This is a genomic window from Clavibacter sp. CT19, from assembly GCF_027858075.1.
In the GTDB taxonomy this organism is placed as follows: domain Bacteria; phylum Actinomycetota; class Actinomycetes; order Actinomycetales; family Microbacteriaceae; genus Clavibacter; species Clavibacter tessellarius_A.
Genome location: NZ_JAQHYR010000004.1, coordinates 205,953 through 229,370 on the forward strand (window position 1 = coordinate 205,953; position 23,418 = coordinate 229,370).

Annotated in this window: 20 protein-coding genes; 10 read left to right on the plus strand and 10 right to left on the minus strand. The window is 73.3% G+C overall.

Annotated elements, in window-relative coordinates:
• The first annotated feature begins 63 nt into the window (after positions 1 to 63).
• The 4 genes from PED38_RS06870 (at position 64) to PED38_RS06885 (ending at position 3,977) form a co-directional block, all read left to right on the plus strand.
• Positions 64 to 744: a response regulator transcription factor gene (locus PED38_RS06870; RefSeq protein WP_063070732.1), complete on the plus strand. Its 681-nt coding sequence runs from the start codon at positions 64 to 66 to the stop codon at positions 742 to 744.
• A 165-nt stretch (positions 745 to 909) separates the two neighbouring features.
• A complete protein-coding gene (locus PED38_RS06875; protein WP_270980484.1) occupies positions 910 to 2,064 on the plus strand; it encodes a sensor histidine kinase in 1,155 nt (384 codons plus the stop codon).
• Positions 2,061 to 3,293, plus strand: a complete 1,233-nt coding sequence (locus tag PED38_RS06880; RefSeq protein WP_063070730.1) for a hypothetical protein — start codon at positions 2,061 to 2,063, stop codon at positions 3,291 to 3,293. Before PED38_RS06875 ends, PED38_RS06880 begins: the two co-directional genes overlap by 4 nt.
• 27 nt (positions 3,294 to 3,320) lie before the next feature.
• Positions 3,321 to 3,977: a response regulator transcription factor gene (locus PED38_RS06885; protein WP_081234834.1), complete on the plus strand. Its 657-nt coding sequence runs from the start codon at positions 3,321 to 3,323 to the stop codon at positions 3,975 to 3,977.
• Between the two features lie 27 nt (positions 3,978 to 4,004).
• On the opposite strand, the gene PED38_RS06890 is transcribed toward PED38_RS06885, so the two are convergent.
• The gene (locus PED38_RS06890) at positions 4,005 to 5,285 is read right to left on the minus strand and encodes an MFS transporter (RefSeq protein WP_063070729.1); all 1,281 of its coding nucleotides are present in this window, start codon (positions 5,283 to 5,285) and stop codon (positions 4,005 to 4,007) included.
• 49 nt (positions 5,286 to 5,334) lie between these two features.
• A complete protein-coding gene (locus tag PED38_RS06895) occupies positions 5,335 to 5,652 on the minus strand; it encodes a thiamine-binding protein (RefSeq protein WP_270980486.1) in 318 nt (105 codons plus the stop codon).
• Between the two features lie 207 nt (positions 5,653 to 5,859).
• Between PED38_RS06895 and PED38_RS06900 the strand changes: the two genes are divergently transcribed.
• Positions 5,860 to 6,543 (plus strand): YceI family protein, encoded by a 684-nt coding sequence (locus PED38_RS06900; protein WP_063070727.1) that lies wholly within the window; start codon positions 5,860 to 5,862, stop codon positions 6,541 to 6,543.
• On the opposite strand, the gene PED38_RS06905 is transcribed toward PED38_RS06900, so the two are convergent.
• On the minus strand, positions 6,540 to 7,421 hold the full coding sequence (locus PED38_RS06905) for an ADP-dependent NAD(P)H-hydrate dehydratase (RefSeq protein WP_414146343.1): 882 nt from the start codon (positions 7,419 to 7,421) through the stop codon (positions 6,540 to 6,542). The genes PED38_RS06900 and PED38_RS06905 overlap by 4 nt on opposite strands.
• A gap of 137 nt (positions 7,422 to 7,558) precedes the next feature.
• Between PED38_RS06905 and PED38_RS06910 the strand changes: the two genes are divergently transcribed.
• Positions 7,559 to 8,638, plus strand: a complete 1,080-nt coding sequence (locus PED38_RS06910) for an NADH:flavin oxidoreductase/NADH oxidase (RefSeq protein WP_270980489.1) — start codon at positions 7,559 to 7,561, stop codon at positions 8,636 to 8,638.
• Between the two features lie 66 nt (positions 8,639 to 8,704).
• On the opposite strand, the gene PED38_RS06915 is transcribed toward PED38_RS06910, so the two are convergent.
• From PED38_RS06915 to PED38_RS06925, 3 genes are all read right to left on the minus strand, one after another.
• Positions 8,705 to 9,748 carry a hemolysin family protein gene (locus tag PED38_RS06915; RefSeq protein WP_063070724.1) on the minus strand — a complete coding sequence of 348 codons (1,044 nt, stop codon included), beginning with the start codon at positions 9,746 to 9,748 and terminating at the stop codon, positions 8,705 to 8,707.
• Entirely contained in the window at positions 9,741 to 11,171 is a 1,431-nt protein-coding gene (locus PED38_RS06920; protein ID WP_270980490.1) for a hemolysin family protein, read from the minus strand. The genes PED38_RS06915 and PED38_RS06920 overlap by 8 nt, the downstream gene beginning before the upstream one ends.
• Positions 11,172 to 11,284: 113 nt before the next feature.
• A complete protein-coding gene (locus PED38_RS06925; protein WP_270980492.1) occupies positions 11,285 to 12,724 on the minus strand; it encodes a GuaB1 family IMP dehydrogenase-related protein in 1,440 nt (479 codons plus the stop codon).
• 196 nt (positions 12,725 to 12,920) lie between these two features.
• Between PED38_RS06925 and PED38_RS06930 the strand changes: the two genes are divergently transcribed.
• Complete coding sequence (locus PED38_RS06930) at positions 12,921 to 16,739, plus strand: multifunctional oxoglutarate decarboxylase/oxoglutarate dehydrogenase thiamine pyrophosphate-binding subunit/dihydrolipoyllysine-residue succinyltransferase subunit (protein WP_270980494.1); 3,819 nt, start codon at positions 12,921 to 12,923, stop codon at positions 16,737 to 16,739.
• Between the two features lie 103 nt (positions 16,740 to 16,842).
• Here the strand turns inward: PED38_RS06930 and PED38_RS06935 are convergent, their stop codons facing one another.
• Genes PED38_RS06935 through PED38_RS06945 form a run of 3 tightly spaced genes read right to left on the minus strand, consistent with a single transcriptional unit; the run spans position 16,843 to position 18,316 of the window.
• Positions 16,843 to 17,283, minus strand: a complete 441-nt coding sequence (locus PED38_RS06935; protein WP_270980496.1) for a GNAT family N-acetyltransferase — start codon at positions 17,281 to 17,283, stop codon at positions 16,843 to 16,845.
• Between the two features lie 35 nt (positions 17,284 to 17,318).
• A complete protein-coding gene (gene rsrA, locus PED38_RS06940; protein ID WP_012299392.1) occupies positions 17,319 to 17,561 on the minus strand; it encodes a mycothiol system anti-sigma-R factor in 243 nt (80 codons plus the stop codon).
• Positions 17,558 to 18,316, minus strand: a complete 759-nt coding sequence (locus PED38_RS06945; RefSeq protein WP_270980499.1) for a sigma-70 family RNA polymerase sigma factor — start codon at positions 18,314 to 18,316, stop codon at positions 17,558 to 17,560. Before PED38_RS06945 ends, rsrA begins: the two co-directional genes overlap by 4 nt.
• Positions 18,317 to 18,446: 130 nt before the next feature.
• Between PED38_RS06945 and aroA the strand changes: the two genes are divergently transcribed.
• Genes aroA through PED38_RS06960 form a run of 3 tightly spaced genes read left to right on the plus strand, consistent with a single transcriptional unit; the run spans position 18,447 to position 21,811 of the window.
• Positions 18,447 to 19,901, plus strand: a complete 1,455-nt coding sequence (gene aroA / locus PED38_RS06950) for a 3-phosphoshikimate 1-carboxyvinyltransferase (protein ID WP_270980501.1) — start codon at positions 18,447 to 18,449, stop codon at positions 19,899 to 19,901.
• On the plus strand, positions 19,898 to 20,962 hold the full coding sequence (gene rsgA / locus PED38_RS06955; protein ID WP_270980503.1) for a ribosome small subunit-dependent GTPase A: 1,065 nt from the start codon (positions 19,898 to 19,900) through the stop codon (positions 20,960 to 20,962). The genes aroA and rsgA overlap by 4 nt, the downstream gene beginning before the upstream one ends.
• A gap of 36 nt (positions 20,963 to 20,998) precedes the next feature.
• Positions 20,999 to 21,811: an inositol monophosphatase family protein gene (locus tag PED38_RS06960; protein ID WP_270980504.1), complete on the plus strand. Its 813-nt coding sequence runs from the start codon at positions 20,999 to 21,001 to the stop codon at positions 21,809 to 21,811.
• Between the two features lie 40 nt (positions 21,812 to 21,851).
• Here PED38_RS06960 and PED38_RS06965 read toward each other — a convergent pair whose 3' ends face one another.
• The gene (locus PED38_RS06965) at positions 21,852 to 23,351 is read right to left on the minus strand and encodes an MFS transporter (RefSeq protein WP_270980505.1); all 1,500 of its coding nucleotides are present in this window, start codon (positions 23,349 to 23,351) and stop codon (positions 21,852 to 21,854) included.
• Between the last annotated feature and the right edge of the window lie 67 nt (positions 23,352 to 23,418).

Consider the following 23,418-nt stretch of genomic DNA (forward strand, 5'->3'; position numbering starts at 1 on the left):
TTCCTATGCTTCCCCTGGGAGCACGCCGCCGCCTCCGGGCGCCGGCGCACGAGGGGAGCACCGATGAGCCGACGGCCGCCGCACGCGACGGGTCAGGGCCACCGGGTCCGCGTGGCCCTCGTGGACGACCACGTCCTGCTGCTCGACGGGCTGAGCGCGCGCCTGTCCCGGCCGCGCACGGGGGTCGACGTCGTGGCGACGTCGCCCACCTGGAGCGGGCTGATCCGCGACGAGCGCTTCCCCGACGCCTTCGACGTCGTGGTCCTCGACCTCGCCCTCCGGGACGACGTGCCGGTGGCGCAGAAGATCCGCACGCTCACGGGCGCCGGCCTCAGCTCCGTGCTGCTCAGCACGCATGCCGACGCGTCGACCATCCACGGGGCCATGCGGGCGGGCGCCGCAGCCGTCGTGCCCAAGGCCGAGTCGTCGGAGGAGCTGATCGCGACCATCCACGCGGCCGCAGACGGCACGCCGCGCCAGACCACGCTCGTGCAGCGCGCGATGCAGGACTTCCACGCCGCGGAGGACCCGCGCCTCGGCCAGCAGGAGCAGCGCGCGCTCGTGCTCTACGCGGGCGGGCGCTCGATCCGCGACGTCGCGGAGGCGATGAGCACGACCGAGGAGACCGTCAAGTCGTACATCAAGCGCGGCCGCCGGAAGTACCTGCACGCGGGCACCGACCTCGGCACCAAGGTGCTGCTGCGCCGTCACGCCATCCGCCACGGCTGGATCTCCCCGGAGTAGCCGGATCCGCGTGGTCGCCCGAGGCCGGCGGGCCACCGAGGGTAGGGCATGTGGATGATCAGCGCGCGCGAGACCCGGACGTGACAAGTGCTTCGTGCACGCGCCTAGGATCGAGGCACACCCAGCGCGCGCCTCCGGCGGCGTCGCACTCCGAGCGGGGACCCGATGGATCGCATGAAGCGCGAGCGCGAGCGCCTGCTGCAGAGGACGGCGCGCGTCTACGGCCTGTGCTTCACGGCCGTCGCCGCCGCCTGCATCCTGCTGCCGGGCGAGCTGTCGCTGCCCGTCGAGGCCGCGAGCCTCGCCCTCCTGGCCGTCCTCGCCCTCGCGCAGTGGCGCCTCGGCGTCGACGCGGGCCGCCGGTGGATGGTGGCGGTCGTGGTCGCGGGCATCGCCGCGATGGTCGTCGCGCAGCTCGGCGGACGGAGCGCCTCGTCGCTCACCGCGCTCACCCACGTCTCCGCCGGTTCTGTCGGCTCCCTCGCCCTCCTCGAGACCATGAAGCGCGGGCGGCTCCGCATCGTCGTGGCCGCGTTCGCCCTCACCAGCACCGCGGCCGTCGGCTCGTCCTGGGGCACCCCGGCGTTCCCGTACGTCGTCCTCGTGCACGTGTTCGGCTGGCTGCTCGTCGCGATCCTCGGCTACTGGCTCAGCGTGGCGATCCGTCGGGTCGGCCGGCGCATCACCGACGTCGGCCGCGCCCACCGGGCCGAGCGGTTGGCCAGCGAGCTCGAGGCCCAGCGCCGCCAGGGCGCGCGCCTGCTGCACGACACCGTGCTCGCGACCCTCACGCTCCTCGCCCACTCGGGCGTCGGCGTCACCCCGCAGGCCATGCGCCAGCAGGCGGCGGACGACGCGCGGCTCCTCCGGCAGCTCCGGCTGGGCGCCAATCCGACGCCGCAGGCCTCCGGCGGCTACACGCTGGAGCCCGTGGAGCAGTCGGTGCTCGGGAACACGCTCGAGTCGGTCAAGCAGCGGTTCGGCCGGATGGGCCTCGAGGTCAGCTGGCACGGGACCGGCCAGGTGCTGCTGCCGAGCGACATCCTCGACGCCTTCCTGCTCTCCCTCGCCGAGTGCCTGGAGAACGTCCGCCGGCACGCGGGCGTCACCGAGGCGCACGTGACCATCACCGACGACGACACGACCGTGCGGGCCATGGTCACCGACGCGGGCGTGGGCTTCGACCTCTCGCACGTGGATCCGGCGAAGCTCGGCTTCAAGGAGTCCGTCGTCGCGCGGCTCAAGGACGTCGGCGGGAACGCGCGGCTGTTCTCGTCGCCCGGATCCGGCACGACCGTCGTGCTGGAGGTGCCCAGGTGAGCCGCACCGACCGGTCCGCGCCGGCCCGCACCAGCCGCCGCATCCGGCTGCCGGAGGGGACGCCGGCGCAGCCCACGTCCATCGGCCTCGGCTACCTGGGAGCGGGGTCCGCGGTCGTGTGCGCCATCGCGCTGGGCTACGGGCTCGTGCGGTTCGCGCTCGAGTACCGCACGCTCCCGGCGCCGGGCCTCGCCGCGACGGCCTGGATCCTCCTGGTCGCGCTCCTCGTCGCGTCCGTCGTCGCCGTGCGGGCGCTCCGCGACAGGATGCCCGGCCCGCTCATGGCCGTCTTCGTCGCCGGGCTCGGCATCGTCGTCGCCCTCGACCTGGTGGCCGTGTGGCCCCTGGGCGACGTGATGCAGCACGCCACCGCGGGCGTCGCGGCCGGCGCGGCCCTGCTCACGACCGTGACCTACCGCCCGGCCCGGGAGGTCCTCGTGGTCGACGCGGCCCTCGGTGCCGTGCTCCTCCTCGTCTTCCTGGTGTCGGATCCCGTGCGGCCCGGTGATCTCGCGCCCGAGATCTCGGCCATCGCCCGGGCCGTGGTCCCCGCCGCGTTCGGCGTCGCCGTCGTCCGCGGCTTCCGTCGCGTCGTGGAGATGGAGCTCGACCGCGTGCTCGTGCAGAGCACCGTCTCCGCGCCGCGCTACGCGGTGGGCATGCTCGCGTCCGAGGAGCTCGCGCGACTGGACCTCGCCGCCGAGCAGCTGCTCGAGGGCGTGGCGACGGGCGACGAGCCGCTGCCCCTGTCGCCGCTGGCCGCGTCGACCGCCGCCTCGCTCGCCACCGAGCTGCGCCTGCACCTCATCGAGGGGCGCCGCGAGACGTGGCTGCACCACGCGATCACGGAGTCGGAGTTCCTCGGACCGGACGTGACCCTCAGCGACCCGAACGCGCTCGCGGGCCTCCTCGACCGCCGCCAGCGCGACGGCCTCCTCTCCGCCGTGTGGCTCCTGCTCACCTCGACGGAGCGGCGCAACGGCGTGCCCGGCGTCTCGGTGCAGCTCGCGCTCGGGCCCCTGCGCGGTCGGCCAGCGGGCGAGCAGCCGGTGCCGCTGCGCCGCGCGATCGTGCCGATCGCCATCACGACCACGGGTCTCCCCCGGACCCGACTCGATCCCTCGACGTGGGATGCTATCGACAAGGTCGGCGCGCACACGGACACCACCCGCGGTGCGAGCCTCCTCATCACGATCGACTGCGTCGTGGACGACCCCGCCGACCGGTGAGGGCCCCGCACAAGGACCGGAGAGCACGTGCCAGCTGAGAACCGACCGATCACCCTCGCCATCGTGGACGACCACAAGATGCTGCTCGGGGCGCTGACCGAGTGGATCCGCAACGCCGCCTCCGACATCGAGATGGTCGCCGCCGTGTCCACCTGGCCGGAGCTGCTCACCCACCCGCGCTTCCCCGTCGACGTGGTCCTCCTCGACCTCGACCTCAAGGACAACCTGCCCATCTCGCTCAAGCTCTCGATGCTGAAGACCACGGGCGTGCCCACCGTGCTCATGAGCACGTACTCGGAGCCCAACGTGGTGCGCGAGGCGCTCGCGTCGGGTGCGCTCGGCTACCTCGTGAAGAGCGAGGACGCGAGCATGATCGTCGACGCCATCCGCCTCGCGGCCGACGGGCAGTCCTACATCTCGAGCGAGCTCGACCTCGCGATCAACAGCACCGACGTGGGCGGCGTGCCCAAGCTCAGCGCGCAGGAGCGCCGGGTCATGGCCCTCTACGGCGGCGGCGAGCCGGTCAAGTCGGTGGCCTACAGCCTGGGCATCTCCGAGGAGACGGCGAAGTCGTACCTCAAGCGGATCCGCGAGAAGTACCGCGTCGCGGGCTTCGACGTGGGCACGAAGGTGGCCCTGCGGAAGCGCGCCATCCAGGACGGCATCCTGCTCCAGGGCGAGTAGCCCGGGCGCCGGGCCCCGGAGGCGCGGTCAGCCCCCGATGCCGATGGGCTGGGTCGAGGGACGCGACCCGTCGACCGGCCCGCGCGCCCCGCGACGCCGGCGGTCGAGCCCGAAGCTCGCCAGCGCGATGCCGAGGCCCGCGACGCTCAGCCCGACGCCCACCAGCGCCGGCGAGGTGTAGCCGAGGCCGGCCCCCACCGTCACGCCGCCGAGCGCCGCGCCGACGGCGTTCCCCGTGTTGAGCGCGGAGTGGTTCAGCGCCGCGGCGATGGACTGCGAGTCGTGCGCCACGTCCATCAGCCGGATCTGGATCCCGGGCGACAGCGCCGCGGCCGACCCGCCGATGAGGAACAGGAACGCGAAGAGCCCGACCGGGTTCGAGGCGGTGAGCACCAGCCCCACGAGCGAGGCGATCAGCAGGCCGAACAGCGACAGCAGCGACGCCCGGACGTCGCGATCCGCCCACCAGCCGCCGACGAGGTTGCCCGTCGTCATGCCGAGCCCCACCACCACCAGCGCGAGCGGCACCGACCACTCCGGCAGGCCGGTCACCTCGGTGACCATGGGCGACACGAAGGTGTAGACGGCGAAGAACCCGCCGAAGCCGATGGCGCCGATGAGGAGCGCGAGCCACACCTGCATGCGGGTGAAGGCGCGCAGCTCCCGGCGGAGCGTGGCATCCGGGTTGCCGTCCTGCGCGGGCACGGCGAGGAAGACGGCGAGGAAGGTGGCGGCGAAGATCGCGGCGACCACGAGGTACGCGATGCGCCACGTGGCGTTCTGCCCGATCCAGGTGACGATGGGCACCCCGATGACGTTCGCGATGGTGAGCCCGGCCAGGACGAACGCGACGCCGCGGGCCCGCTTGCCCTCCCCCATCAGCTGCGCGGCCACGAGCGACGCGATGCCGAAGTACGCGCCGTGCGGCAGGCCCGCGATGAAGCGGGCGAGGACCACGAGGCCGAAGCTCGGCAGGATCGCGCTGAGGACCGTACCCAGCGTGAACGCGAGCAGCAGCCAGAGGAGGAGCTTCCGCCGCGGCGCACGGGCCGACGCGGCGGCGATGGTCGGCGCTCCCACGACCACCCCGAGGGCGTAGGCGCTGATGAGCGTGCCGGCCTGCGCGTTCGCGGCCTCCGTGGAGCGCGCGGCCACCTCCGGCAGCAGGTCGGCGGCGAGCTGCGGCAGCAGCCCCATCGCGACGAACTCGGTGGTCCCGATGGCGAACCCGCCCATCGCGAGGGCGAGCAGGGCGATGCGGACGCGGGCCGGCGACAGCGTCGCCCGCCCGGAGGTGGGGGGATTCACCCGACGAGCCTAACGGCGGCTCCGACGACGGAGGCGACCGCCCGGCGCGTCAGGCCCCGGTGCCGCGGGCCTCGAGCGCGGACTCGAGCCGCTCCAGCTTGCCCGTCAGCTCGCCCGCGTAGCCGGGCCGGATGTCCGCCTTGAGCACGAGCGAGACGCGCGTCCCGAAGGGCGCGACGGCCTCGGTGGCTCGCCTGACGACGTCGAAGCACTCGTCCCACTCGCCCTCGATCGTGGTGAACATCGAGTCGGTGCGGTTCGGCAGCCCGGAGGCGCGGATCACCTCGACGGCGGCGGCCACGGCGTCGTGGACGGACGCGTCGGGCGCGTCGCCCCCGCTGGGAGCGACGGAGAAGGCGACGAGCATGGGGACCCCCGGGGATCGACGGGCGGCGGTGCTCCGGGCGGGCGCCCGGCCGGCGGCCGGCTGTGCGCCCAGGCTACCGAGCGCGCGGCTCCTGTGGACGGTCGCCGACGCGCGTCCGCGCCTGCCGCGACACTCGTCGAGTACTTGAGAGTTCACATACCGGGCGATCCCGTGCGGCCGCCCGCATCGCACCAGGAGGAGCACGCCATGGAGAAGAAGACGAAGATCATCATCGGGGTGGCGGGCGGCGCGATCGTCGTCGTCGGCGCGTTCGCGGCGTTCGGCGGCCCCCTCTACGCGCAGCTCGCCGGCACGCCCGACGCGCCGCCGTCGCTCTCCGCCAACGCGGCATCCGGCCAGGCGCTCACGAACCTGTCCGGCGACTGGTCCGTGGGCGGCGACTCCTACGCCGGCTACCGGGTGAACGAGGTCCTGAACGGCACGCCCGTCACCGTGAACGGCCGCACGAAGGGCGTCACGGGCGACATCACGGTGACCGGGCAGCAGGTCACCGCCGGCACCATCCAGGTGGACGTGACGACCATGGCGACGGACGCGGCGCCGCGCGATGCGTACTTCCAGGGCGAGGCGATGAAGACGTCGGAGTTCCCGACGGCCACCTTCACGCTCACGCAGCCGATCACGACCGACGGCGTCGAGGCGGGCGTCCCCGCCACGTACGACGTGACCGGCGACCTGACGCTGCACGGTGTCACCAAGCCCGTCACCGCGAAGATGCAGGCCGCCTTCACCGAGGGGTCCGGCCAGATCACGGGCTCCATCCCCATCACGTTCCAGGACTTCGGCGTCCAGGCGCCGAGCCTCGGCTTCGTCACGGTCGAGGACCACGGGTCCGTCGAGTTCTCGCTCGACGTCGCGCCGAAGGCCTAGTCGGAGGCGGATCCCGCCACCAGGTCCCGCACGGCCCTCGGCATCGCCTCGGCGACGTCGAGGGCCGTGATCGGTCCGCCACCGGACGCGCGCTCCCCCGCCCGGCCGTGCAGCCACGCGGCGGCGGCGGCCACCGCGGCGAGCTCGGCGAGCGGATCGGCGGCGTCCGCCACGCGCGTCGACGCCCCGGCCAGCAGGGCCCCGAGCACGCCGCCCAGCACGTCGCCGGACCCCGCCGTCGCGAGCCACGGCGTGCCCGCGCGCACGGCGATGCGCGCCGCCCCGCCGACGACGAGCGTGGTCGCGCCCTTCAGCAGCACGCACACCCCGAGCTCGCGCGCCGCGCGCTCGGCCCACGCGGGCGCGTCCGCGGCGATGTCCTCGGCCGACGCGCGGATGCCCGCCCCCGCCAGCAGCCGCGACAGCTCGCGGAAGTGCGGGGTCACGACGACCGGACCGGTCGCGCGGTCCACGAGGTCGAGCGCGCCCGCGTCGACGAGCGCCGGCAGGCCCTGCGCGAGCGCCGCTGCGAGCGCCGCGGTCGTCTCGTCGTCCCGATGGGCGGCGTCCATGCCGGATCCCACCAGCCACGCCTGCACGCGGCCGTCGGCCGTGACGACCTCGGGGCGTCGCGCGAGGACCGAGGCGGAGGCGCCCGCGGGGCCGAGGTACCGGATCATGCCGACGCCCGTGCGCGCGGCGGCCTCCACGCCGAGGACCGCGGCGCCCGGGTAGCGGTCGGACCCCGTGCGCACGCCCAGGACGCCGCGCGTGTACTTGTCGTCGTCGTCCCGCGGGAGGCGGATCTCCCGCCGGGTGCGCTCCTCGTCCTGCCGGATCCAGCCCTCGGGCACCTGGTCGTCGCGCGCGTCGCTCATCCCCTCACGATAGGCGGGAGGGAATGCGACGACCGCGCCGGGCCTTGGGTCCATGAGGCCGCCGTCGCCCTCCGCCCGTCCCCGCGCGCCGCGCCTCCCACCCGGATCCGCGCCGCCGCCCGCCTGGAAGGATCCCCATGACCACGTCCCCGCTCTTCGAGCCGATCACCGTCCGCGGCGTCACCGCCCGCAACCGCATCTGGGTCGCGCCCATGTGCCAGTACAGCATCGACGCGCGCGACGGCGTCCCGGGCGCGTGGCACCTCGCGCACCTCGGCTCGTTCGCCCGGGGCGGCGCCGGCCTCGTGATGGCGGAGGCGACGGGCGTCAGCCCCGAGGCGCGCATCACGCCCGAGGACACCGGCATCTGGGACGACACGCAGCGCGACGCGTGGAGGCCAATCGTCGACTTCATCCACGGGATGGGCGCCGTCGCCGCGATCCAGCTCGCGCACGCCGGCCGCAAGGCATCCACGTACTCGTTCTCGGGCCGCGGCACGATGCCCGCCGAGGAGGGCGGCTGGGAGACGGTCGCCCCGTCGGCCGAGCCGTTCCCCGGCTACGGCACGCCCGTCGCGCTCGACGCCGCGGGGATCCGGAAGGTCGTCGACGACTTCGCCGCGGCCGCGCGCCGCTCCGTGGACGCCGGCTTCGACGTGCTCGAGCTCCACGCGGCGCACGGGTACCTCCTGCACCAGTTCCTCTCGCCGCTCAGCAACCACCGCGAGGACGAGTTCGGCGGCAGCCTCGAGAACCGGGCGCGCCTGCTGCTCCAGGTGATCGACGCCGTGCGCGCCGAGGTCCCCGACGCGCCGCTGCTGGTGCGCTTCTCCGCCACCGACTGGGCGGGCGACGCCGGCTGGGACGAGGCGCAGACCGCGACCGTCGCCGGCTGGGCGGCCGAGCACGGAGCGGACTTCTTCGACATCTCCACGGGCGGCAACACCACGGGCGTCACCATCCCCGTCGCCCCCGGCTACCAGGTGCCCTTCGCCGAGTACGTGAAGGAGCACGCGAAGGTCGCCCTCAACGCCGTGGGCCTCATCACGGAGCCCGCGCAGGCCGAGGCGGTCGTCGCCGAGGGCCGCGCGGACGCCGTGATGCTCGGCCGCGAGATGCTGCGCGACCCGCACTTCGCGCTCCGCGCCGCGCACGAGCTCGGCGTCGAGATCGACTACTGGCCCAAGCAGTACGACCGCGCCCGCTGGGCGGCCTGACCTCCCCGCGCCGACCACGACGGCCCGGCACCCGCGAGGGGTGCCGGGCCGTCGTCGTGCACGGGGTCAGACCCGCCGGGTGGCGTCCTGCACCTCGCCGACGAGCTCCTCGATGATGTCCTCGAGGAACAGCACGCCCGTCGTCTCGCCCGCCTCCGTGAAGGCGCGCGCGAGGTGGGCTCCGGACCGGCGCATCATCGCGAGCGCGTCCTCGAGCTCGGTGCCCTCGAAGACGGAGACGAGCTGGCGGATCCGCTTGGCCGGCACCGGGCGGACGAACTCGTCGGCCTCGTCGAGGTCGATCACGTCCTTCAGGTGCAGGTAGCCGGACGGTTCACCGGCCTCGTCCACCAGCACGTAGCGCGAGAAGCCGTGCCGCGCGACGGCGCGCTCCACGTCGGAGGGCGACGCGGTCTCGGGCAGGCTGACGAGCGCGCCGAGCGGGATCGCGATGTCCTCGACCTTCTTGCCCGTGAACTCGAACGCCGCGGTGAGCGCGCCCGTGCGGTCCTCCAGCAGCCCCTCGCGCGTCGACTGGTCGACGATGCCCTGCACCTCGTCCAGCGTGAAGGCGCTCGCGGCCTCGTCCTTCGGCTCCACCCGGAACGCGCGCAGCACGGCGTTCGAGATGGCGTTGAGGGCCACGATGAGCGGCTTCACCACGCGGGCGATGCCCACGAGCGGCGGCGCGAGCAGCAGCGCCGCCCGGTCGGGCACCGAGAACGAGATGTTCTTCGGCACCATCTCGCCGAGCACGACGTGCAGGAACGACACCAGGAGCAGCGCGATGACGAACGCGATCGTCGAGATCGCCTCCTCGGGCAGCCCGGTCGCGTGCAGCGGGATCTCGAGCAGGTGGTGGATCGCCGGCTCGGACACGTTGAGGATCAGCAGCGAGCACACGGTGATGCCGAGCTGCGTCGTCGCGAGCATGAGCGTCGCGTGCTCCATGGCGTAGAGCGTGACGCGCGCGGCGCGGCTGCCCTCCTCCGCCCGCGGCTCGATCTGCGACCGCTTCGCGGAGATGACCGCGAACTCGGCGCCGACGAAGAACGCGTTGACGGCGAGCAGCACGACGAGCGCGATGATCCCCCCGGCGTACTCACCCACGGGACGGCTCCTTCCTGCTGGCGGCGCGATCCGCGACGGCCTGGCGGCCCGCCTCGCGATCGGCCTGGCGGCCCGCCTGCCTGTCGGCCTGGCGCTCGGCGCGGGTGGTGCCCACCGCGGTGGCGACGGGCTCGGGCGACGGGGTGAAGCGGATGCGGTCGATGCGCCGGCCGTCGAGCCGCTCGACCCGGAGGATCCCCGTCTCGAGCTGCAGCTCGTCGCCCACGACGGGCAGGCGGCCGAGCTCGCTCATGACGAAGCCGGCGGCCGTCTCGTAGGGGCCCTCCTCGGGGATCCGGAGCCCGGTGCGCTCGAGGAGCTCGTCGGGCCGCAGCATGCCGGGGAACGTCAGCGAGTCGCGCGAGCGGACGACGCCGGCGCGCGTGCGGTCGTGCTCGTCGGCGAGCTCGCCGACCAGCTCCTCCACCAGGTCCTCGAGCGTCGCGACGCCGGCGGTGCCGCCGTACTCGTCCACCACGACGGCCATCTGGAAGCCGCGGCCGCGCAGCTCGCCGAGCAGGTCGTCGAGCTTCATGGTCTCGGGCACGCGGATCGCCTCGGACTGCAGCGCCGTGACGGGCACCTGGGCCCGCTTCTCCCGCGGCACGGCCACGGCCTGCTTCACGTGCACGAGGCCGATGACGTCGTCCACGCCGTCGTCGGTGACCGGGAAGCGGGAGTAGCCCGTGGTCATGGCCAGCTCGATCACGGTCTGCGCGCTGTCGGTGCGCTCGACCGACTTCACGCGGAGCCGCGGCGTCATGACGTCGGACGCCGTGAGGTCGGCGAAGCGCAGCGTGCGGCTGAGGAGCATCGCCGTGTCGTCCTCGAGGAGGCCGGCGAGCGCCGAGCGCCGCACGAGCGAGGACAGCTCCTCGGCGCTCCGGGCGCCCGACAGCTCCTCCTTCGGCTCGATGCCGACGAGGCGCAGGATGCCGTTCGCGCTGTCGTTGAGCAGCAGCACGGCGGGCTTGAAGACCGTGGTGAACAGGGTCTGGAACGGGATGACGAGCTTGGCCGTCTCGCGCGGCAGGGCCAGGGCGAAGTTCTTGGGCACCAGCTCGCCGATGATCATCGACAGGAGCGTCGCGACGACGAGCGCCACCACGGTCGACACCGGCGGCACGAGCCCCTCGGCGAGGCCCGCGGACGTGAGCGGACCGGCGAGCAGCAGGCTGAGTGCCGGCTCCATCGTGTATCCGGTGAGGAGCGTGGTCAGGGTGATGCCGAGCTGGGCGCTCGAGAGGTGCGTGGAGGTGATTCGGAGGGCGCGGATGGGCGGGCCGAGCCGCTTCTCGCCGCGCTCCTGGCGCTTCTCGAGGTCGGAGCGGTCGAGGTTGACGAGCGCGAACTCGCTGGCCACGAAGAGGCCGGTGCCGAGGGTGAGGAGCAGGCCGACGGCGAGGAGGAGCCATTCATGCACCGGAGCGGCTCCCGGGCACCGGGCGCGCGGCCGGCCTCAGGTCGTGGGCGGCGCGGGGCGGGGGTCTATGAGCAGGAGGGGGGTCGTCCATCGTCCGTCGAGCATACCGGGGCTCACCAGCCGACCGGCAGGGGCTTGCCCTCCTCGTAGCCCGCCGCGGACTGGATCCCGACGGTGGCGCGCTCGGCGAACTCGGCCCGCGTGCGCGCCCCGGCGTAGGTGAACGCGCTGCGGACCCCGGAGGTGATGGTGTCGAGCAGGTCCTCGAGCCCGGGACGGAGCGGGTCGATGCGGATGCGGCTCGTCGAGATCCCCTCCGCGAACAGCGTGCGCCGGGCGAGCTCGAACGCCTCGCGGCGGCCGAAGCGCTCCTGCACGGCGCGGGTGGACGCCATGCCCCAGCTCTCCTTGGCCAGGCCGCCGTCCTCGTCGACGAGCAGGCGGCCGGGCGACTCGACGGTGCCCGCGAACCACGATCCGATCATCACGCTCGCGGCGCCCGCGGCCAACGCGAGGGCAACGTCGCGCGGGTACCGCACGCCCCCGTCCGCCCAGACGAGCGCGCCGGCGGCCCGCGCGGCCTCCGCCGTGTCGAGCACGGCGGAGAACTGCGGGCGGCCGACGGCGGTCATCATGCGCGTGGTGCACATGGCGCCGGGGCCGACGCCGACCTTGACGATGTCCGCTCCCGCCTCGACCAGGTCGCGCGCGCCGCCCGCGGTCACGACGTTGCCGGCGACGAGCGGCACCGCGGGATCGAGCGCCCGCACGGCGCGGACCGCGCGGAGCATCGCCTCCTGGTGCCCGTGGGCGGTGTCGAGCACGATGACGTCCACCCCGGCGGCGAGGAGCGCGCGGGCCCGGCCGACCGGATCGCCGTTGACCCCGACGGCGGCCCCCACGGCGAGGCGGCCGTGTCCGTCGACGGCGGGCGCGTAGACGGTGGAGCGGAGGGCGCTGCGACGGCTCAGCGTGCCGACGAGGCGGCCGTGCGCGAGGACGGGCGCGAAGTCGATGCCGGCCGCGTGCATCAGCTCGAACGCGGCGCGGCCCGTGGGCACGTCGTCGGCGTCCAGGGAGGCGAGCGCGCCGTGCGGGAGGTCGGCGAGGCGCGTGCCGTCCGGGACCCCGGCGAGCTGGGTCCCCTCGAGGCAGCCGACCATCTCCCCGTCGGCGTCCCGCAGCACGATCCCGTGGCCGGCGATGGGCGGCAGCAGCTCCCGCGCCTGCCCGGCCGTCGCGTCCGGCGGCAGCTCGAGCGGCGAGTCGTACGCGACCGGCTGGTCCTTCACCCGGCGGATGGCCGCGTCGAGCTCCTGCGGGCGCAGGTCCTGCGGGAGGATCCCGATGCCGCCGCGCCGCGCGAGCACGGCCGCCAGCCGCGGGCCGGTGACCGAGCCCATGTTGCTGGCGACGACCGGGATGGTGCACGGGGTGCCGTCGCCCGGCGCGAGGTCCACGTCCATGCGGCTGCCGACGTCCGACCGTCCGGGGCTCAGGAACACGTCCGAGTACGTCAGGTCGTGGGCGGGAGCCTCTCCGGTGAACCTCATGCCCCGACGCTAACCCGGGCTCCGCGTCCGCACCAGGGCACCCCTCCGGATGGATCGGGCGCGCGCGACGCGCCGCTCCGCCGACGACCCCTCCGGCCCCACCGGCGGAAGGTTTAGGCTGGGTCATCGTGGACGCGCGGCGAGCGAACGACCGCGCGAGGCAGACGACCAACAGCAAGAGAGCGGGCGATCAACTGTGTCGAGCCAGGTGACTGGTACGGGGACCGATGACGGTTCCACGGGCGACTTCGGAGCCAACGAGTGGCTCGTCGACGAGATGTACGAGAGGTACGTGGTCGACAAGGACGCGGTGGACCGCAGCTGGTGGCCGATCCTGGAGAACTACCACGCGACCGTGATCGAGGGCCGCGAGGCCACGCCCGCGACCGGCGACCAGACCGCCGAGCCGCAGATCCCGGAGTCGGACCAGACGTCCGCGCCCGCCGCGACCAACACGGGCGCCCCGGCCGCGACGCCGTCCCCCGCCTCCGCCGGCCAGCCCGACGCGCAGGCGCAGCAGCCCGCGACCGGGTCCCAGCCCGCGGCGCGCACCACGAGCATCGCGCCCAAGCAGCAGCCGATCCCGGCCCAGGCCCCCGCGAAGGCGCCGGCCAAGAAGGGCGCCGAGCCCACCCCGCCCGGCGAGGACGAGGTGTCCCCGCTCCGCGGCATGGCGAAGAGCCTCGCGACCAACATGGACGCGTCGCTCACCATCCCCACCGCGACGAGCGTGCGCACCATCCCGGCGAAGCTGATGATCGACAACCGCATCGTCATCAACAACCACCTCAAGCGCGCCCGCGGCGGCAAGGTCTCCTTCACGCACCTCATCGGCTGGGCGCTCATCCAGGCGCTCAAGGAGTTCCCGAGCCAGAACGTGCACTACGACGAGGTCGACGGCAAGCCCAGCGTCGTCTCCCCCGCGCACATCAACCTCGGCATCGCCATCGACATGCCGAAGCCCGACGGGACCCGCGCGCTCCTCGTGCCGAGCATCAAGGAAGCCGAGGGCATGACCTTCGGCGAGTTCCTCACCGCCTACGAGGACCTCGTGAAGAAGGCGCGCGGCAACAAGCTCGCCGCGGGCGACTTCGCCGGCACCACCATCTCCCTCACGAACCCCGGCGGCATCGGCACCGTGCACTCGGTCCCCCGCCTCATGAAGGGCCAGGGCGCCATCATCGGCGCCGGCGCGCTGGAGTACCCGGCCGAGTTCCAGGGCGCGAGCCCGAAGACGCTCGTCGAGCTCGGCATCGGCAAGACCATCACGCTCACGAGCACGTACGACCACCGCGTGATCCAGGGCGCGGGCTCCGGCGAGTTCCTGAAGATCGTGCATGAGCGCCTCATCGGCCAGCACGGCTTCTACGAGGACATCTTCGCGGCGCTGCGCATCCCCTACGACCCCATCCAGTGGGCCACGGACATCAACGTCGACCTCTCGGAGCGCGTCTCCAAGACCGGCCGCGTGCAGGAGCTCATCAACGCGTACCGCGTCCGCGGCCACCTCATGGCGGACATCGACCCGCTCGAGTACCAGCAGCGCACGCACCCCGACCTCGAGATCACGAACCACGGCCTCACCTTCTGGGACCTCGACCGGGAGTTCGTCACGGGCGGGTTCGGCGGACGCCGGCAGGCGCTCCTGCGCGACATCCTCGGCATCCTGCGCGACTCGTACTGCCGCACCATCGGCATCGAGTACATGCACATCCAGCAGCCGGACGAGCGCGAGTGGATCCAGGGCAAGGTCGAGCAGCCCTACGCGAAGCCCACGCACGACGAGCAGATGCGCATCCTCTCCAAGCTCAACGAGTCGGAGGCCTTCGAGACGTTCCTGCAGACCAAGTACGTCGGGCAGAAGCGCTTCTCCCTCGAGGGCGGCGAGTCCACCATCTCGCTGCTCGACACGCTCCTCCAGGGCGCGGCCGACCACGGCCTCGATGAGGTCGCCATAGGCATGGCCCACCGCGGCCGCCTCAACGTCCTCACCAACATCGCCGGCAAGAGCTACGGCCAGATCTTCCGCGAGTTCGAGGGCACGCAGGACCCGCGCACGGTGCAGGGGTCCGGCGACGTCAAGTACCACCTCGGCACCGAGGGCACCTTCCGCGGCGTCCACGGCGAGGAGATGCCGGTGTACCTCGCGGCGAACCCGTCGCACCTCGAGGCCGTGAACGGCGTGCTCGAGGGCATCGTCCGCGCGAAGCAGGACCGGAAGCCCATCGGCTCGTTCTCGGTGCTGCCGATCCTCGTGCACGGCGACGCGTCCATGGCCGGTCAGGGCGTCGTGTTCGAGACGCTGCAGCTGTCGCAGCTGCGGGCGTACCGCACGGGCGGCACGGTCCACATCGTGATCAACAACCAGGTCGGCTTCACGACGCCGCCGTCGGAGTCCCGCTCGTCGGTGTACTCGACCGACGTGGCCAAGAGCATCCAGGCCCCGATCTTCCACGTGAACGGCGACGACCCGGAGGCCGTGGCCCGCGTCGCGCACCTCGCGTTCGAGTTCCGCCAGGAGTTCAAGAAGGACGTCGTCATCGACCTCGTCTGCTACCGCCGTCGCGGCCACAACGAGGGCGACGACCCGTCCATGACGCAGCCCCTCATGTACAACCTCATCGAGGCCAAGCGCTCGGTGCGGAAGCTGTACACGGAGGCGCTCGTCGGCCGCGGCGACATCACGCAGGACGAGTACGACGCGGCGCAGAAGGACTTCCAGGACCGCCTGGAGCGCGCCTTCGCCGAGACGCACGCCGCGCAGACCTCGTCGATCCCCGTCCAGACGGACGACGTGGGCGCGGTCTCCGATCTCGAGCGTCCCGACTCCCAGCAGGACGACGGCCACGGCGAGCCCGAGACCACGGGCGTCTCGGAGTCGGTCGTGCACGCCGTCGGCGACGCGCACGACAACCCGCCGCAGGGCTTCTCCGTGCACCCGAAGCTGCAGGCGCTCATGCGCAAGCGCCTCGAGATGAGCCGCAGCGGATCCATCGACTGGGCCTTCGGCGAGCTCCTCGCCATCGGCTCGCTGCTGCTGGAGAACACGCCCGTCCGCCTCGCCGGGCAGGACTCCCGCCGCGGCACGTTCGTCCAGCGCCACGCGGTGCTGCACGATCGCGACAACGGCCAGGAGTGGCTGCCCCTCGCGAACCTCAGCGACCGCCAGGCGCGGTTCTGGATCTACGACACGCTGCTCAGCGAGTACGCCGCGATGGGCTTCGAGTACGGCTACTCCGTGGAGCGGCCCGACGCCCTCGTGCTGTGGGAGGCCCAGTTCGGCGACTTCGCGAACGGCGCGCAGACCATCATCGACGAGTTCATCTCGTCCGCCGAGCAGAAGTGGGGCCAGCGCTCGAGCGTCGTGCTGCTGCTGCCGCACGGCTACGAGGGCCAGGGGCCGGACCACTCGTCCGCGCGCATCGAGCGCTTCCTCCAGCTCTGCGCGGAGCAGAACATGACGGTCGCGCGCCCCTCGACCCCGGCGTCGTACTTCCACCTGCTGCGTCGCCAGGCGTACTCGCGGCCGCGCCGCCCGCTCGTGGTCTTCACGCCGAAGGCCATGCTGCGGCTGCGCGGTGCGACGAGCGACGTCGAGGCCTTCACCTCGGGCCGCTTCGAGCCGGTGATCGACGACGTGCGCATCGAGGACCGCGGCGCCGTCCGGCGCGTGCTCCTGCACTCGGGGAAGGTCCACTACGACCTGCTCGGCGAGCTGGAGAAGCGCCAGGACACGTCCATCGCCCTCGTGCGCCTGGAGCAGTACTACCCGTTCCCCGAGGAGCAGGTGCGCCGCGTCGTCGAGTCGTACCCGGACGCCGAGGTGGTCTGGGTGCAGGACGAGCCGGAGAACCAGGGTGCCTGGCCGTTCGTCCACGTGGAGCTCAGCCGGGTCCTCCCCGACCGCGCCGTGCGCGTCGTGTCGCGTCCGGCGGCCGCATCGCCCGCCGCCGGCTCGAGCAAGCGCCACGCCACGGAGCAGACCGACCTGATCGCGCGCGCGACCGCGGAGTGATCCACCGGGGCGCATGCCCTGGGACGACGAGAGGCCCGATCCCCCTGGGATCGGGCCTCTCCTCGTCGATGGTCCGTGGCGGGCGCGAGCCCGCGTGGCCGGATCAGCCGAGCTTCGAGTAGCGGATGCCGGACGCGTGATAGCCGCGCCGGGCGTAGAACCGCGTGACGTTGTCGCGCGCGGCGGCGCTGGTGGCGAGGAAGCGCGAGGCGCCGTGCTCGCGCGCCCAGGCCTCGTAGTGGCGGATGAGGTCGGAGCCGATGCCGCCGGCCTGCCGCCCCTCGCGGACCACCAGGATGATGAGCTGCGCGATCGGCTCGTCGTCGGCGAGGCCCCACATGAGGTGGCCGCCCGCGAGACCGGCGATCTCGCCGGCGTCGTCCCGGACGACCCAGGTCTCGTGGCCCGCCGCCGCGGTCATGCGCGACAGGCGGGCTGCCACCCGCTCCTCGTCCACCTCGTAGTCGAGCAGCCGCAGAAGCTCGACGATGACGGTCAGGTCGGAGGGGGACGGCATCCCGAGGGACTGGATCGCGTTGGTCACATGCCGAGATTACCGGCCGCGCGCGACCGCTCCGGTCAGTGGGTCGCCTGGATCGCGCGCAGCTTCTCCATCACCTGCGTGCGGAGGTCCTCCGGGGCCGCCTCGGTGCAGGCGCGGCGCACGGTGTCGCGCAGGACGACGCCCACGCGGTGCTCGCGCGCGCAGTCGGCGCAGTTCGCCATGTGCTCGCGGATGTCCGCGGCGTCCGCCTTGTCGAGCTCGTGGTGCAGGTACTCCTCGAGATCCTTCTTGGCCTTGTCGCAGCCGCAGTCGCTCATTTGGTCGCTCCAGTGAGGTGCGCGGTGGAGATGCCCCGCTCGCGCGCGTAGTCGGAAAGGAGGCCCCGCAGCATCCGGCGGCCGCGGTGCAGGCGGCTCATGACGGTGCCCACGGGGGTCTTCATGATGTCGGCGATCTCCTGGTAGGAGAAGCCCTCGACGTCCGCGAAGTAGACCGCCATGCGGAAGTCCTCCGGGATGGACTGCAGCGCGTCCTTGACGGTGCTGTCCGGGAGGTGGTCGATGGCCTCCGCCTCGGCGGAGCGCGTGGTGGTGGCGGTGGCGGAGGTGGCCCCGCCCAGCTGCCAGTCCTCGAGCTCGTCGATGGTGCCGCTGTAGGGATCCCGCTGCTTCTTGCGGTAGTTGTTGATGAAGGTGTTCGTGAGGATCCGGTACAGCCAGGCCTTGAGGTTCGTGCCCTGCTTGAACTGGTGGAAGGCGGTGTAGGCCTTCACGAACGTCTCCTGCACGAGGTCCTGCGCGTCGGCGGGATTGCGCGTCATTCGGAGGCCCGCGGCGTACAGCTGGTCGATGAACGGGAGCGCCTGCTCCTCGAAGAGCTCGCGATTGTCGCCGGGCTGGGCCGCGCGCGGCTCCTCCGCCTCGGCCCGCTCGGCCTCCTGCTGGTCGGCCGCCTCCTCGGTGGAGTGCACGACGGCCTCCACGAGCTCGGCGGGCGCGGTCGATGCGGCGGGCGCGACGCCCTCCGCGGTCTCGGCCGGCGCGTCGTGACTGGTGTTCCTCGAATTGGCCATCAAGGCAGATTCTACGGCGCGCACGAGCTCGGCGGACGGGGCCGCCGGTGCTGTCCTCGTGATCACGGGTGTTCCTTCCCGGCCCGGGATCCGGGCCTGCCGGACGCGTGCCCGGTACTCTGGTGAACCCATGGAGATCTTCAGGTATTCCGGTCCGACCTTCAGCCCGTACGACGACGACCGGACCCACCAGCCGGTCCCCGAGGACGACGGGCCGTGGGCCGCGCCCGTCGCGGACGGCCCGCTCGACGCCATCGTGCCGCTGCCGGGTTCCAAGAGCCTCACGAACCGGGAGCTCGTGCTCTCCGCCCTCGCGGATGCGCCCTCCCTCCTCCGCGCGCCGCTGCACTCGCGGGACACGCGGCTCATGATCGAGGCCCTGCGCGCGCTCGGCGCCGGCATCGAGGAGGTCGAGGGGGACGGCGCGTTCGGACCCGACCTCCGGATCACGCCGGCAGAGCTCGCGGGCGGCGTCACGATCGAGTGCGGCCTCGCCGGCACCGTGATGCGCTTCCTGCCGCCCGTCGCCGCGCTCGCGCTCGGACCCGTCTCGTTCGACGGCGACCCGAGCGCCCGCCGCCGGCCCATGTCGGGCACGATCGAGGCGCTGCGGGCCCTCGGCATCGACGTGAACGACGACGGCCGCCGCGCACTCCCCTTCAGCCTCTACGGCACCGGCGAGGTGCCGGGCGGCGAGATCGGCATCGACGCGTCCGCCTCCAGCCAGTTCGTCTCCGGTCTCCTCCTGGCGGCGCCGCGCTTCACCGACGGCCTGCGGCTCCGGCACACGGGCCGGACGCTGCCGAGCATGCCGCACATCGAGATGACGATCCGCACGCTCGCCGAGCGCGGCGTGGTCGTCGAGAGTCCGGAGCCGGGACTCTGGGTGGTGCCGCCGTCGGCCATCGCCGGCCGCGACGTGTCCATCGAGCCCGACCTGTCCAACGCCGCGCCCTTCCTCGTCGCGGCGCTCGTCGCCGGCGGACGCGTCACGGTCCCCGGCTGGCCCTCGGCAACCACGCAGGTCGGCGCCGACCTCATCGAGCTGCTGCCGCGCTTCGGCGCCACCGTCACGCGCGAGGGCGGCGCGCTCGTCGTCGACGGCGGGCCGGGCCTCGCCGCGGGCGGCAGCATCCCGGGCGTCGACCTCGACCTCAGCCGCGGCGGCGAGCTCGCCCCCGCCCTGGTCGCGCTCGCGGCGCTGGCGGACGGACCCAGCCGGATCACCGGCATCGGCCACCTCCGCGGGCACGAGACCGACCGCCTCGCGGCGCTGGCGGCGGAGATCACCCGGCTCGGCGGATCCGTCACGGAGCTCGAGGACGGCCTCGCCATCGAGCCGGCGCCGCTGCACGGCGGCCTCTGGCACGCGTACGAGGACCACCGCATGGCCACGGCGGGGGCGATCATCGGACTCGCGGTGCCGGGCGTCGAGATCGACGACATCGGCACGACCGCCAAGACGCTCCCCCAGTTCCCCGAGCTGTGGCTCGGCGCGCTGCTCGGCCGCGGCCCGCGCGTGGTCGTCGATCCGCTGGCGCTCGGCGGCATGACCGGCCCGGGCGGCCTCGGCGGGATCCTGTGAGCTGGCTCGCGGATCCCGAGCAGGACGACGGCGTCTGGGACGCCTACGACGAGTCCTCGGTGCGCGTGCGGCCGAACCCCAAGGGCAACAAGCCGCGCAGCAAGCAGCGGCCGGGCCACACGGACGCCGTCGAGGGCCGCGTCCTCACGGTCGACCGCGGCCGCTTCGGGGTGCTCGTGGGCGAGGACACCCCGGACGAGCACACCCTGACCGCCACCCGCGCCCGCGAGCTCGGCAAGAAGGCCGTGGTCACCAACGACCGCGTCGACATCGTGGGCGACACCTCGGGCGACGAGGGCAGCCTGTCGCGCATCGTCCGCATCGCCCCGCGCCGCACGCTGCTGCGCCGCAGCGCCGACGACTCCGACGCCGTCGAGCGCGTCATCGTCGCCAACGCCGACCAGATGCTCATCGTGGTCGCCGCCGCCGAGCCCGAGCCGCGCGCGCGCCTCGTCGACCGCTACCTGGTCGCGGCCTTCGACGCGGGGATCCAGCCCATCCTCTGCATCACGAAGGCCGACGTCGCGGATCCCGCGCCGTTCGCCGCGCACTTCCGGGTGTTGGACGTGCCGATCGTGCTGAGCCGCTCGGACGCCGTGCCGCTCGACGAGCTGCGCGCCCTGATGGCCGACCGCACGACCGTCGCGGTGGGCCACTCCGGCGTCGGCAAGTCCACGCTCGTCAACGCGCTCGTGCCCGACGCCAAGCGCGCCACGGGCGTCGTCAACCAGGTCACCGGGCGCGGGCGGCACACGTCGAGCTCCACGGTCTCGATGCGCGTCGAGACGGGCGACGGCGGCCACGGCTGGATCATCGATACCCCGGGTGTGCGCTCCTTCGGCCTCGGGCACGTGGATCCGGCCAACATCCTCCGCTCGTTCGCGAGCTACGCGCACCTGCCCGAGGGCGAGCCCCCGGGCGGCATCCCGCTCACGGAGGCGCACGACTGGGAGATCGTCGACCGGGTCGAGGCGGGCGAGCTCGGCGACGCGGGGCGCGAGCGCCTCCACTCGCTGCAGCACCTCGTGTCGAACCGGTCGGACGCCGTCAAGGGAGAGTGACCGGGCGGCGCGGGGCCGATCGCTAGGCTCGTCCCCGTGGCCTCCGAACCCCTGCACTCCCTGTCGTCCGACCTGCGGCTCGCGAGGAAGCTGGCCGACATGGCCGACGCCATCTCGCTCGACCGCTTCCGCTCCGCCGACCTCGCCATCGAGACGAAGGCCGACTCCAGCTGGGTCACCGACGCCGACACCTCCGTCGAGCGGGCGATCCGGGCGGGCATCGCCGAGAGCCGGCCCCACGACAGCGTCCTCGGCGAGGAGTACGGCACGTCCGGCTCGTCATCGAGGCAGTGGATCGTCGACCCGATCGACGGCACCTCGAACTTCGCGCGCGGGGTGCCCGTGTGGGGCACCCTCATCGCGCTGGCGGTCGACGGCGTGCCCGTGGTCGGCGTGGTGAGCGCGCCCGCGCTCGGCCGCCGCTGGTGGGGCGCGACCGGGCTCGGCGCCTACGTCGACGACACGCTCGGGCAGGCCACCACCTCCGAGGAGCGGCGCATCCGCGTCTCGGACGTCACCCGGCTCGAGGACGCCTCCATGAGCGTCGCCGGCGTGCAGCGCTGGCGCGACGCCGACCGCCTCGACGAGCTCCTCGACCTCTCGGCCCGGGTCAAGCGCTCCCGCGACTTCGGCGACATGTGGGCCTACATGCTCCTGGCCGAGGGGCTCCTCGACATCGCGGGCGAGCACGACCTCAAGCCCTACGACATGGCCGCGCTCATCCCCGTGATCGAGGAGGCCGGCGGCCGCTTCACCTCCATCGACGGCGAGGCCGGCCCCTGGCACGGGTCCGCGCTCGCGACCAACGGGCACCTGCACGACGCCGTTCTGGCGGTCGTGGCGCGCTGACCGTCGCGAGCCGTCGCCGGACGCGGCCGGCCCGACGCGCTCAGGCGGTCGCGGCCCGCTGACGTCGGCGCCGCTGCCCGAGGTCCACGAGGCCGAGCAGCAGCGCGACCGCCACCAGCGAGATGGTGACGAGGAAGCCGTTGCGGAAGCCGTCGTGGTACACCGCCAGGCTCGCGTCGGATCCGCCGGCCGCCTCCGCGTAGAGCGTGCTGAAGAACGTGGCGGAGGCCGCCGCGACGCCCACGGCCGTGCCGACGCGCTGGCCCACCTGCGCCATGGATCCGGCCACGCCACCCTCGGTGACCGGGATCTCGGCGAGCGTCAGGGTCTGGTTCGGCGAGATGACGAAGCCCGCGCCGACGCCCGCCACGAGCATCGCCGCGGCCATGGCCCACGGGGTGACCTCGCGCGGCGTGAGCACGGCCGCGAGGAGCAGCACGGTGATCCCGACCACGACGACCGCGAGGCCGATGACCACGAGCTGCCGGCCGAGCCGGGACACGAGCCGTCCGCCGATCCACGCCGTCACGGCCGAGGACAGCGCGAACGGGATGCCGACCATGCCGGCGAACACGGGTGCGAGGCCGAGGCCCTGCTGGAGGTAGAGGGTCGTGAGCAGGAACACCGCCGGGATCGCGGCGAAGTACGCCGTCGCGATGAGGATCCCGTTCCGGTACGACGACAGCCGGAACAGCGCGAAGTGCACGACGGGCGACTTGCCCTGCGACGCGTAGCGCCGCTCCCACGCGACGAAGAGCCCGGCGGCCACCGCGGCTACCGCGAGCGCGAGCCAGCGGCGCGGGTCGTCGTCCGGGCCGCCGGTCGTGAGCACGAACGGCAGCATCAGCGAGAAGGTGGCGACGGCGAGAAGCAGGATGCCGACGGGATCCAGCCCGACCTTCCCCTCCGGCCGGGCCTGCCGCTTCGGCAGGAGCTTGAGCGCGAAGAGGATGGCGGCGATGCCGAGCGGGATGTTCATCCAGAAGAGCAGCCGCCAGCCGTCCTCCGGGCCACCGACCTGGATCAACAGGCCGCCCACGGTCGGGCCGAACGCCGTCGCGACGCCCACGACCGCGCCGAACAGGCCGAACGCCCGCGCGCGCTCCTCGCCCTGGAAGAGCTGCTGGATGAGGCCGAGCACCTGCGGCATCTGGATGCCCGCGGCGACGCCCTGCAGGATCCGCGCGACCACGAGCGTGTTCACGTCGGGCGCGAGCGCGCAGAGGAGGCTCGCGAGCGTGAAGGCGCTGAGGCCGATCACGAACATGAGGCGCCGGCTGCGGATGTCGCCGAGCCGCCCGGCCGGCACGAGGGCCAGGCCGAACGCGAGCGCGTAGCCCGCGACGATGAGCTGCAGGTCCGTGGATCCGGCGCCGAGCGACTCCTCGATCGACGGCAGCCCGACGTTCACCTTCGAGAGGTCGAGGATCGTCAGGGCCGCGACGCCGACGCAGACCCAGAACGCCTGCCAGCGCGTGCGGTCGCGGTCGTCGGCGGGTTCGGTGCTCGAGGGGGTCCCCGCGATGGTGCGTCCGGTCATGAGGTATCGAATCCAATGCACGTGCTATGTATTCCCGCTCCCGCGAGCGGCGCGACGCGCCCCGACC

Excerpts from the sequence above, each read along its gene's own strand:
- PED38_RS06870 (WP_063070732.1), top strand. The coding sequence starts at position 64 with ATGAGCCGACGGCCGCCGCACGCGACGGGTCAGGGCCACCGGGTCCGC.
- PED38_RS06875 (WP_270980484.1), top strand. The coding sequence starts at position 910 with ATGGATCGCATGAAGCGCGAGCGCGAGCGCCTGCTGCAGAGGACGGCG.
- PED38_RS06895 (WP_270980486.1), bottom strand. The coding sequence starts at position 5,652 with ATGCTCGTCGCCTTCTCCGTCGCTCCCAGCGGGGGCGACGCGCCCGAC.
- PED38_RS06900 (WP_063070727.1), top strand. The coding sequence starts at position 5,860 with ATGGAGAAGAAGACGAAGATCATCATCGGGGTGGCGGGCGGCGCGATC.
- PED38_RS06905 (WP_414146343.1), bottom strand. The coding sequence starts at position 7,421 with ATGAGCGACGCGCGCGACGACCAGGTGCCCGAGGGCTGGATCCGGCAG.
- PED38_RS06910 (WP_270980489.1), top strand. The coding sequence starts at position 7,559 with ATGACCACGTCCCCGCTCTTCGAGCCGATCACCGTCCGCGGCGTCACC.
- PED38_RS06925 (WP_270980492.1), bottom strand. The coding sequence starts at position 12,724 with ATGAGGTTCACCGGAGAGGCTCCCGCCCACGACCTGACGTACTCGGAC.
- rsrA (WP_012299392.1), bottom strand. The coding sequence starts at position 17,561 with ATGAGCGACTGCGGCTGCGACAAGGCCAAGAAGGATCTCGAGGAGTAC.
- PED38_RS06945 (WP_270980499.1), bottom strand. The coding sequence starts at position 18,316 with ATGGCCAATTCGAGGAACACCAGTCACGACGCGCCGGCCGAGACCGCG.
- aroA (WP_270980501.1), top strand. The coding sequence starts at position 18,447 with ATGGAGATCTTCAGGTATTCCGGTCCGACCTTCAGCCCGTACGACGAC.
- PED38_RS06965 (WP_270980505.1), bottom strand. The coding sequence starts at position 23,351 with ATGACCGGACGCACCATCGCGGGGACCCCCTCGAGCACCGAACCCGCC.